The organism is Cypionkella sp. (assembly GCF_028290025.1).
Taxonomy (GTDB): domain Bacteria; phylum Pseudomonadota; class Alphaproteobacteria; order Rhodobacterales; family Rhodobacteraceae; genus Cypionkella.
Genome location: NZ_JAQGKQ010000040.1, coordinates 1 through 9,532, shown reverse-complemented (window position 1 = coordinate 9,532; position 9,532 = coordinate 1). Strand labels below are relative to the sequence as shown.

The window sequence follows — 9,532 nt, the reverse complement described above, 5'->3', positions numbered from 1 at the left end:
GAACATGCTGCCTGCGTCCTGCCCGAAAGCCGAACCCGCAAGAGCGGTAAAAACCGCCGTGGAAAGCATAAGTTTTTTCATCATCATCTCCAGTTGATGTATGTTTCGATGACGCAGAGATGCGCTGACCGGAAAACTGTGCAGACCTCACAACGTTCCCAAAATTGACAATTAAATGCAGGGGAACCAAATGGTCGCAGTGCTCTGGCCATGACTGCCGACTGGCTGTCGGCCTGCAGAACGCCACGCAGACGCTGCAAATCTAGTGTCCGAATGTGCCGGAATATCTACGCGGTGGTCTCTGAGGCGTTGGCCATCAGCACCCTTCGATCCATCGCCTGTTTGGCTGCAAGCGCAGCTGCTGCATCCGAATCGCCACCGGCCACCTGCACTGTTGGCGACGAGAATTCGACCCCGCCTGCGGCGAAAGCTTCGCGGATCATCGCAAAGGCACGGCGTCGGATCACAGACTGTTGACCTCCCGGCTTTAGCATCATGCCAAAGCCAATGCTCATTCCGTATTCGCCAAACTCCTCAACGCCTTTCATCTTCAAAGGCTCGATGAAAAACGGCCCAAACTCCGGATCGAGCAGCAGTTCGGCGCCGACCTTTTTGACAATTTTGCGAACCTTTTCCAGATCGGTATCGTAGGTCACCGAAATCAGAAACTTATCCTTCGCCCAATCGCGGCTCATGTTTTGCACGGCGCCAAGTTCGCCGAACGGAACGGTGAAAATAGGGCCTCTGTGGTGGCGCAGCCTGACCGATCGGATGGAAAAAGACTCCACGGTTCCCTTGTAGCTGCCGCTCTGTACGTATTCGCCAATCCTGAAGGCATCGTCGAGCATGTAGAATACGCCCGAGATCATGTCTTTCACCACGGTCTGCGCACCAAAACCAATAGCAACCCCGGCCCCTTCGGCATGCCCATGTTCCGATGGTCTAAGCACATGCCCAGAGAAAAACTGAAAGACCACGCATCACAACCGCTAGAGACAAAGAGCGTTGCTCGCCGTAGGCACGCTGTCTTTTATGCACAGGGAACGCGTCGAGGTCGGGTGCTGAGGCAAGGCTATCAGAAAGCATAATAAATCCAGTGCTGGAACTCGTTACCTGTGAGTATGAGGTGTCAGATCAGCTCATAACATTCAGAGTATCTGACGAATTGCCGCGAGGCAAATTATTGAATTTTAGACCAAATTCGGCACCTGCGAACCCATGCACGCTGTAATGCCTAAGGGCGGATCATGGCTATGTCATCCGCCTGACGTGGACGTCACGGCTCGTGATTGCAGGAAGGTGCCATACGGTCCTCCGTTGCATTTGCTTTATCGAAGCGTTCACTGCTGACCGCTTACGCCCGCGCTGCGTTGCCTTTGCGGCTGGTTCTGATGGCGAGCAGCTCTTCGGCGATATCGCGTGAGATCGAATGCAGCCTGATGCCGTGCGATAGAAAGCGTCTTGGCAATGGGCAGCGCGACAGCATTTTTCCCGAGGGTGCCACCAAAAGTGCGCTTGGTCCTTGCTGGCCGATCATCACCCAGCAGACTTTCAACAGATTTCCAAACCCAGATTCAAGCACATAGCTGGTGCGCACCACTTCAATCTCGTCGCGTTTTGGCTGTAACTGAGCTTCATTGCCTATAGGTTGCAGCACCTCAAAATAGCTGTGTGAGCCATCAAAATGATCAAGCCTCTCGCCGTAAAGCTCACGCCACTTCGCGATGCGGAAGGAATATTGCGTGGTGATTTCAGTCATCAGCCCGCCCATTTTGACCTCGACACTGGCGGGACGCAGTTCGCCCCTCAGATCAAGCACAGGGATCGAAAACGCCCGCGGGCTGTTGATGGCAGATTCTCCCGCGATCATTTCGGGAAGCACGTCGTCAATGTTGAGCAGCATGTTTCGGTTTCCCTTCAGGATCACTTCGGTATTCGTCGGATCGGTGCGCGTCAGGTCGGGCATGGAGAAGTCCGGCGTGACGTAATTTCGAACAAGCTCGGCGTTATCCATGACGTTGTGCGGCGAAATGTGGGCCGGACGCGTGCAACAGCAAAAGCGGCGGCTGCGCGACGGTGGGCGCAAGCCCAAGTGCGGGCGCTTGCTCGACACGCACCAAAGGCTCGGTTGCCAAGGGCTCCGTCTCTGTCCAAGCCGCCAAGCGGGCCGCTGGAAAACGAAAATCACTCAGTTGCCCCTGCAACATCTCGGTGCGCAGCGGGCCGATATTAGCGATGAAATGACTGATCACAGCTTCGTTCTGGTCAGCGGCGTCGGCCGGAAAACCATCCAGCGGCGTCTGTGCCACAGGAAGAATTGCGCGCCCGGCATAAACCACCTGCTCGTCATCTTGCGAGCAATGTTCTTCAACCGTAGTTGCGAGATTTCCCAAAGCGTCAAACTGCAAAGCTGGATTGCAGTTTCCCAATCGGTCCGAGCGATGCCGATCACCGCGCTGTCCGCGGTTTGTGCGGCGTTCAAAACTTGGCTCAGGCCGCCCGGACGGCCAACCTTCAAGAGCGGGCAGATCACCGCCGCCCAAGGGGTTGTCACGCAGGACATCGCGCAGGCGATCGCATCATCTATCGTGGCGCAGCGGCCGAGATACATGACTTCGGTCTGAAGCGCGGGCAGTCCAAGTGTCTCAAGATCACGCAGGCTCGCTTGCACGGCTGCCGAAATCCACCGCGGTGGCAGCGCAACATCTGTAATTGCGATGACGGCTTTCGCGATGCCCGCGCCAGCCACCTCTGCCAAAGCCCGCGACAGCAAAGACATGCCATCATGCACATAAAGCTCGTCAGCTTCACTTCGCCCAGCCGGACCGGAATAGAAACCTACCGGAATAATCGCCTGAATTTCTTCAATATTCATGGTTTAGTTCCCTATCGTCGACAAGTTTTCCGCAGCGCTGGTGGTGCCACGGATTGCATCAAGCACCCGCCCGAAGTTCACGAATGGCGCTTCCGAGACGTAAAGAACGTCCTTGTTCCGCATGATGAATTGCGAGGCGTAGAACGTGCCCTGCACTTTGCTAAGATCGAAATGGTAGACTTTCTCGATGGGATGCGCGGGCGCACCCGACATCCGATAGACGAAGACGCCTTTGGGATAAGCCCGCGCGCCGTTCAGACCACCTGCACCAGCAAGCGCATCAGACAGGGTGAAATTGCCGCCGGCAAATTTCAACGTGCCCTGCATACCCGCCGCACCAAATATTGAGATCGTGCGTTTGTCTTCGCGCAAGATAATCCGGTCGCCCGGACGCAAAGCGATATCGCGATCTCCAAAAAGCATCAGCTCGTCCAGCCGCAAGTCTGCCGAATGGCTCTGGCGCACCACGGTCACAACGGTATCAGCCGTGTCCACTACGCTGCCACCAGCCGCCGCAATCACCGTGGTGAGGCGGTTCACCTGTGGCTCCAGCGGCACCAACCCCTGTTTCATCACTGTGCCCAACACCGACACTGTCGCGGCATTACCAGCAGTGCGCTCTACCACGATCTGCGGATCGGGGGTCTGGTCGGCCAAAGCCACCCTGATCTTTTCGCGCACCCCTGCGAGGGTTAGCCCTGCGACGTGAAGCTCGTCTGCATAAGGCAGAAAGATGTTGCCCTTTTGGTCGACAGCCAGCGCGGGCAGCGAGAAGATCCGTTGCCCGGCGTTGCCAAGCAAAGGCGTCTCAACGTTCTCGAATACGGTAATCGCCAAAGTGTCGCCTGCTGCGATTTGGTCGGCGGCGAAATCACCTTTACCCATGAAAGTCGAATGGATCGACATGGGGGCTACGACATTCGCCTGCGCGATAACCGCGGGATCAACCTCGATAACCGTGATGCCCGTGGGATTTTGCTCGGTGCCTTCGGCGTTCAGCACGCTGCTGTGACTAGGCCCGCCACGCGGTAAACCGCAGCCTGACAAGGCGGCAGCCAGCAGCAAACTGCGGGTGCAGTGCGATAGGATCGAGATTTTCATAATTCATTCTTTTTAAAAAAGGCAGCCGTCAGTCGTAATTTCGCGCCAGCACGCAGGTCGTATAGCGTCGCGGCGTCGGAAAATTGCGCCACAAGGGCCGCGTTCAGGATGGTGTTGCGCCATTTACGCTGACACTGGGCGGTTCTAAGATCACAAGCGCTCACTGGGCTAATCTGCTTTTGTGAGGTGCCGTTGATCCGATAGCAGTCCAGGACAAGAACAGTCCTTCCAAGGCACGATCTGTTTCCAGAAAATCGACCTCGATATCGCAGCTCTTGGTTGTGATATTGGCGACGACAGGCACAAGACGGCGTTTGCCTATGCGCTCAACGCCGACTTTTCGCGTGTTTCCAGTAACCGACATTGCAGGAGGAGCCCGAAAGCTCTGCACAAAGTTAAGGCCGATGCGGAACACCAAGGTGGTGCGACCGTTCAGCTTCACGCTTTTGCTGTCCGACAAATAGCCAGACAGGTCGATGTTGCCAGCAATCAGTGTGGTTCCGTCTGCGTAGTCGGAACAGCGCTGCGTGCACAAGGGACGCACAGCCTCTGACGCGTCTGACATCCATATGGTGCGCATGAAAGCGTTGCTGCGCGTAACGTCAAAACGTTGCAGCCCGTTCTGAAGCATACGCCACAGCATCAGAACGCGCCGCGTGGTGGCAGAGGCGTTGACAGCAACAGCCGCGATTCATCGCGACATAAGTGCCGCGGATCGGTGTCGATGTTTGCCTCGTTCACCGCTTCAAGCCACAACGTTTCGACAAAAACCGCATCAGCGACAGCCAGACGAAGGGTGACGCTGACATGGCGCATCACTCCAAGCGCTGCAATTCCCACAAGCCCGTTTAGATCACCAACACGCAACAGCGCGGTTCTGATGCCAAACAACGACAACGCGCGGGCATCGGTGATCCGAATGAACTGATCTGCGCGCAGGGTTACAGGCTGACTGGGATTTAGGACGCCGGGTTCGATACAGAACATCGGCGCAACCATGGTCTGAAAACCCACATCCGAAATCTCGCGGCTGCCACCGCAAGCGACAATGCGATCACCCGGGCTTAAAGTGCTGGCACAAACCATGCCCTGCTTGGTCACAACGCTGGTATTGCTTGGTAGGTTAAGTTCCCAGCACGTGCTTTGCGCACGGCTGGGCAATGGTCCCACCGCAACCGATTGCAACAAGCCTGCGGGCACCACGTTCTGAAATAACGCAGATAGTGTGCTTGAGCTTAAGGAAATGCGGCTGCGGTGGTTCGGCATTAGCCACCCATACGAGTGAATTTGGTGCGAACGTCTGGGCCAAGCCCAAGCATCCCGCTGACGGTGTTCGCAACGACCGAGATGATCTGAGCTTTGGTGCGGGCATCAATTTGGGCGTAAGACAGGCCAGCTGCATCGTTGGCGGCAACGGCTGCTGGCATATCCGCTTCAACCAGTTGCGGCTGCATCAAGATTTCATTGGTCTTGGCATTGCGGACGGTCAGAAGGAATCCCACGCTGTTAACGCCCGTGCCGGCTGGTGCGCGCTGATACGCGTGACGGGTCAACGCGTGGAAGCGCGTGAGCTGAACGTCAAACACGACTGGCGTCGGGCCCTTCAGCTTGGCGACACCACGTTCGATACCGGCTTTAAGCACGGTGGCAACTTGGGTGCCACGATCACCCGGTGGGTCAGCGCGCCACACGATATCGGCATTCGGCACCATGGTGTCGGCTTCGCTGACCACCAGAGTGCTCGGCACAACAACGCGCACCGCTTTAACGGACCAGCTTTTTGCCAGTTCAACAGGGACGGGGTTGTAAGCGACAGCGAAGCTACCAGCACAGTTGGCGAGCAGAAGAAACGCACCGGCCAAGAAGATGCGACGCGACAGGGTAGGGGTTGAGAACATTTATAGCGGCCTTTCTGGTTTTCAGAGAATTTTGAGTGAGAGTGTTGGGGTGCCCAATGGCTGGCGGCTCAGATTGAAGATCACTCCAAGTGCCACCGCCAAAAACAACGGACCGAGGTAGGCGATAACGAGGACACCGATGCTTTGACCCATCACAACCGCAGCGACCGTCGTAAGTACGGCCGCGAATACGCCTATGAAAAGCGAGCCAAAGAGCACGTCTTGGGATGTGTCTAAGCCAACAATAACCGGCGCTGACATCAAGCCGCCTCCTCCAATTTTGAGGGACGCGCGTGCCGCTCGCCAGTTTTTCGAACGAAAATACCGCACTCGCCAGCGGTAGTTGCGTCGCTGCCCTCCAGTTCCGGGTAGGGCAGGGCTTCAGTCGCATCAGCGGCATGAGACGATAGCCATACGCCGCTGACTTGGATCAGCGCGCGCCTCGTCAGTATGATTTTGTAAAGCTGAACCTCGATGGTTGCGCGGGCGACGTGATCGCCACTGGTCAGGGCTTCAATGCGAATAAGCGCCGTCGGAACGCCGAAAAGAGCTGCGCTCAACATATGCTGCAGTGCAACATGCTGAGCGCAGCCTAGATAGAGCTCTTGCACCGCTCCCAATACGCCAGCAGAAATCCGCATGATCTGGGGGACCACATCGTTATCAAAGGCAATAGAGTAGACATCTGCCAAGGGAAGCAAGCCGTAGTCTTGCGTCTGAAGTAAACTACCGCGCTCAAGCTCTTCAATCGTTAACAGACCGTTACTTGTTAAAATCAACGATCCCGCAGCAATACCCTCTGCGAGATATTTAGGAGGCGAACAAGAAGAACTAATTAAACTATCCACAACCTTATACATTCTAGTCACTCGCACAATCGAGAGCATAACAGGCTAACGTGTCACCTTCATCCGCCCGAATATTCATTAAATTGCACCACTAATCGCACTCTCACAGTAGCATAGAGTTGAACCAACTGATACGCCCAGAATCGGGGAAATATATGCTCACCTTTCCAACTTAACATGATGATAGTCGCAACGGTGGCTTATTACTTGAAATTCGCTGCAGCAGCGCGAAACGTTTGAAACTACGCTTCGTGCTTACAAACTTTTCGCTAAACCCGAAATCATCTAAGATTCATGACGCTCTAGCTCTGCGATTTCCTTAGTAAATCCAAGGTTGTAGAAAGTTGTGAGGCGCAACCCACAGTTCATGCATCACCGAATGTTGTTTCGAAGGCGTTCCAGTCTTCAGTTGCTGACATCGCATTTCAAGACTCTTATGAAAAAACGTCCTGCATATGGTGCATGTAAGGGATGCTACAGTTGTCGAACAAAGACAGTGCCGGATTCCGAGCAGTTGCCGCTCGCTCACCATCTGCGCCGAAGGCACGTTTCCGCTGACGGAAGGGACATATTGAAACTAATATTTCTGACGGGGACTTCGATTCATATAAAAACGGAGCAGCTAAAACCTTTTCTACTCAGCTCGGAGCTTCGGATTTTACTGCTCGTGTCCACTCTGACATTTATTAATCCTTATGCTGGCGCCCCCGTGATGGCGCGACTGGAGTCCATTGCTAGGGACGTCGTAATGCTCAACTTGGTGTTCGTGGTCTACCTTCTTGCGGGTTGCGTTGCCGTTAAGCTGAACGTCCAAACGATGGTCTGCACGGTGGTCGCTATTCCTGCGGCCATCTTGGCGGCTTACGGCGGCGGTTATCTGACCGTTCAGCTAGGCGGCGCGCAGCTGGGTGACGGCATGATCTGCTGGATGTGCGGGTTCAACTTTATGACGCTTTGCGTAATAGAAGTCTTTTACGCCGTTTTGTTACTTCCCAGACGGAACTTCCGCCACAGCAGAAGGTCGCCCAAGCTCAACCCCACAACGTGGGTCGATGAAACAGACTTGGATCTGGCTGTTAGAGGAGAGCGCAGCGATACCACCGTTGCATCAGGACGAGCACCGTCCGTTTCGCTAGGTGAACTGCCGCAAGGTGCGGAAGCCCATGCTCAAGAACTCCACATTGCAGGCCATACTATCAAGCTTGCAGATCTAAACTACATCTCTTCAGATCAACATCATATTCTTATCTCAACTTCAACCGAACCAGATCTTTTTGTGCGAGCCCGACTTAAGGATGCCGTAAGTCAGCTGCCGCTTTCGCTGGGCTATTCCATTCACAGATCAAGTTGGGTGGCATGGAAATCAGTGACCAGTGTTATAAAGGAATATGATCGCCTTCTGGTAGTTTTAGCTGATGACCGCCGGCTTCCTGTTGCGCGTGCAAAGCGTTCGGAATTCACCGAATGGTATAACATGTATCGGCCCAAACCAATTGATCGCATGAACAGCTAATTTGATGCCAAGCTGTGACTGTAATTCACGCCACCCCATTGCAGATCATGGCAAATGTAAGGCGGATTTGCGAAGCGACGATTTATAACGCTGATTCGCAAAAACACTGTTCACCCAAACGCAAAGGGGGAAATTTCGCGCTTTAATCACAACGTCTTGTAGACCCGACGGCACCAGTTGAGTAACGCTTAAAATTTAAGCTGCACCACTGCCTTTTTACAAACACCACATATAGTTTCACGCATCGTGACAACAGTTGGTGGCAAATGCCTGCAATTGACGCCAACCGCCACACAAAACAACAACCGAAAGTTGTATGACTTTTTCACTGATTGGCACCGGTTTAAATCGTGCTGAACAGTAAATAGTCGCCGGTGTCATTCGCGTCAGGTTGAACGTTAACTTTCCATGTTCGCCGCCCGACGTTGTGCTCCTGCATAGTTATTTTTTTTTGGAGCAAAACAAATGGCCACTATCACTGGTTTTGACGGCGTAGATGACACCCTTACGGGCAGCCCAAGCGGAGACGAGTTATACGGCCTGTCTGGCAACGACTCGCTGGAAGGTGGCCTAGGTGCTGACAGCCTGTTCGGCGGCGCAGACAATGACACGCTCTATGGCGGCGATGGCAGCGATACGATGCTGGGCGAGGCCGGCAACGACTATATGGACGGCGGTGCAGACAACGACAGCATGTCTGGCGGCGATAACGACGACCTTATGCTGGGCGGGCTTGGCGACGACTCGGTCGATGGCGGGGCGGGCAATGATGGAATGTATGGCCAGCTTGGCAACGACACGTTGCTCGGCGGGCTTGGCGTCGACACGCTTTATGGCGGCGGCGACAACGACTCGCTGCTCGGTGGCGACGATAACGACATTGTCAGCGGCGACGATGGCAACGACACGCTTTATGGCGGCAACGGCAACGATCTGGTTTTGGGCGACGCTGGCGACGATTCCGTCGACGGCGATGCAGGCGATGACCAAGTCCTTGGCGGTGACGGCAATGACGCGCTGTTCGGCGGTGCCGATAACGACACGCTGACCGGCGGTCTGGGCAACGATATTCTGAACGGCGACGCGGGCAACGACTCGCTGCTCGGCGGTGCGGACAATGACACGCTCTACGGTGGCGATGGCCGCGATACGATGCTGGGCGAGGCCGGCGCAGACTATATTGACGGCTTAGCTGAATATGACAGCATGTCTGGCGGCGATAACGACGACCTTATGCTGGGCGGGCTTGGCGACGACTCGGTCGATGGCGGGGCGGGCAATGATGGAATGTATGGCC

Annotated in this window: 12 protein-coding genes; 2 read left to right on the top strand and 10 right to left on the bottom strand. The window is 55.0% G+C overall.

Annotation, left to right across the window (positions count from 1 at the left end):
* Positions 1 to 287 precede the first annotated feature (287 nt).
* The 10 genes from JWS10_RS05210 to JWS10_RS05165 form a co-directional block, all read right to left on the bottom strand.
* The gene (locus JWS10_RS05210) at positions 288 to 878 is read right to left on the bottom strand and encodes a mechanosensitive ion channel family protein (protein ID WP_366943515.1); all 591 of its coding nucleotides are present in this window, start codon (positions 876 to 878) and stop codon (positions 288 to 290) included.
* A gap of 476 nt (positions 879 to 1,354) precedes the next feature.
* On the bottom strand, positions 1,355 to 1,966 hold the full coding sequence (locus JWS10_RS05205) for a hypothetical protein (RefSeq protein ID WP_299505328.1): 612 nt from the start codon (positions 1,964 to 1,966) through the stop codon (positions 1,355 to 1,357).
* A gap of 40 nt (positions 1,967 to 2,006) precedes the next feature.
* On the bottom strand, positions 2,007 to 2,252 hold the full coding sequence (locus JWS10_RS05200) for a hypothetical protein (protein WP_299505326.1): 246 nt from the start codon (positions 2,250 to 2,252) through the stop codon (positions 2,007 to 2,009).
* Complete coding sequence (locus tag JWS10_RS05195; RefSeq protein WP_299505324.1) at positions 2,249 to 2,875, bottom strand: hypothetical protein; 627 nt, start codon at positions 2,873 to 2,875, stop codon at positions 2,249 to 2,251. The genes JWS10_RS05200 and JWS10_RS05195 overlap by 4 nt, the downstream gene beginning before the upstream one ends.
* Positions 2,876 to 2,878: 3 nt before the next feature.
* Positions 2,879 to 3,976, bottom strand: coding sequence for a polysaccharide biosynthesis/export family protein (locus JWS10_RS05190; RefSeq protein ID WP_299505322.1), 1,098 nt, complete (start codon positions 3,974 to 3,976; stop codon positions 2,879 to 2,881).
* Positions 3,977 to 4,136: 160 nt separating this feature from the next.
* Entirely contained in the window at positions 4,137 to 4,619 is a 483-nt protein-coding gene (locus tag JWS10_RS05185; protein WP_299505319.1) for a hypothetical protein, read from the bottom strand.
* The gene (locus JWS10_RS05180; protein ID WP_299505317.1) at positions 4,619 to 5,077 is read right to left on the bottom strand and encodes a hypothetical protein; all 459 of its coding nucleotides are present in this window, start codon (positions 5,075 to 5,077) and stop codon (positions 4,619 to 4,621) included. The genes JWS10_RS05185 and JWS10_RS05180 overlap by 1 nt, the downstream gene beginning before the upstream one ends.
* A gap of 164 nt (positions 5,078 to 5,241) precedes the next feature.
* Positions 5,242 to 5,874 carry a DUF6778 family protein gene (locus JWS10_RS05175; protein ID WP_299505315.1) on the bottom strand — a complete coding sequence of 211 codons (633 nt, stop codon included), beginning with the start codon at positions 5,872 to 5,874 and terminating at the stop codon, positions 5,242 to 5,244.
* A gap of 21 nt (positions 5,875 to 5,895) precedes the next feature.
* Positions 5,896 to 6,135 carry a hypothetical protein gene (locus JWS10_RS05170; protein ID WP_299505314.1) on the bottom strand — a complete coding sequence of 80 codons (240 nt, stop codon included), beginning with the start codon at positions 6,133 to 6,135 and terminating at the stop codon, positions 5,896 to 5,898.
* The gene (locus JWS10_RS05165; RefSeq protein ID WP_299505313.1) at positions 6,135 to 6,734 is read right to left on the bottom strand and encodes a Hint domain-containing protein; all 600 of its coding nucleotides are present in this window, start codon (positions 6,732 to 6,734) and stop codon (positions 6,135 to 6,137) included. The genes JWS10_RS05170 and JWS10_RS05165 overlap by 1 nt, the downstream gene beginning before the upstream one ends.
* A 736-nt stretch (positions 6,735 to 7,470) precedes the next feature.
* Here JWS10_RS05165 and JWS10_RS05160 point away from each other — a divergent pair.
* Entirely contained in the window at positions 7,471 to 8,235 is a 765-nt protein-coding gene (locus tag JWS10_RS05160) for a LytTR family DNA-binding domain-containing protein (RefSeq protein ID WP_299505311.1), read from the top strand.
* Between the two features lie 465 nt (positions 8,236 to 8,700).
* A partial coding sequence (locus tag JWS10_RS05155; protein WP_299505310.1) for a calcium-binding protein occupies positions 8,701 to 9,532 on the top strand: 832 nt, incomplete at its 3' end.

Excerpts from the sequence above, each read along its gene's own strand:
- JWS10_RS05205 (WP_299505328.1), bottom strand. The coding sequence starts at position 1,966 with ATGCCCGACCTGACGCGCACCGATCCGACGAATACCGAAGTGATCCTG.
- JWS10_RS05195 (WP_299505324.1), bottom strand. The coding sequence starts at position 2,875 with ATGAATATTGAAGAAATTCAGGCGATTATTCCGGTAGGTTTCTATTCC.
- JWS10_RS05190 (WP_299505322.1), bottom strand. The coding sequence starts at position 3,976 with ATGAAAATCTCGATCCTATCGCACTGCACCCGCAGTTTGCTGCTGGCT.
- JWS10_RS05185 (WP_299505319.1), bottom strand. The coding sequence starts at position 4,619 with ATGCTGTGGCGTATGCTTCAGAACGGGCTGCAACGTTTTGACGTTACG.
- JWS10_RS05175 (WP_299505315.1), bottom strand. The coding sequence starts at position 5,874 with ATGTTCTCAACCCCTACCCTGTCGCGTCGCATCTTCTTGGCCGGTGCG.
- JWS10_RS05170 (WP_299505314.1), bottom strand. The coding sequence starts at position 6,135 with ATGTCAGCGCCGGTTATTGTTGGCTTAGACACATCCCAAGACGTGCTC.
- JWS10_RS05165 (WP_299505313.1), bottom strand. The coding sequence starts at position 6,734 with ATGTATAAGGTTGTGGATAGTTTAATTAGTTCTTCTTGTTCGCCTCCT.
- JWS10_RS05160 (WP_299505311.1), top strand. The coding sequence starts at position 7,471 with ATGCTCAACTTGGTGTTCGTGGTCTACCTTCTTGCGGGTTGCGTTGCC.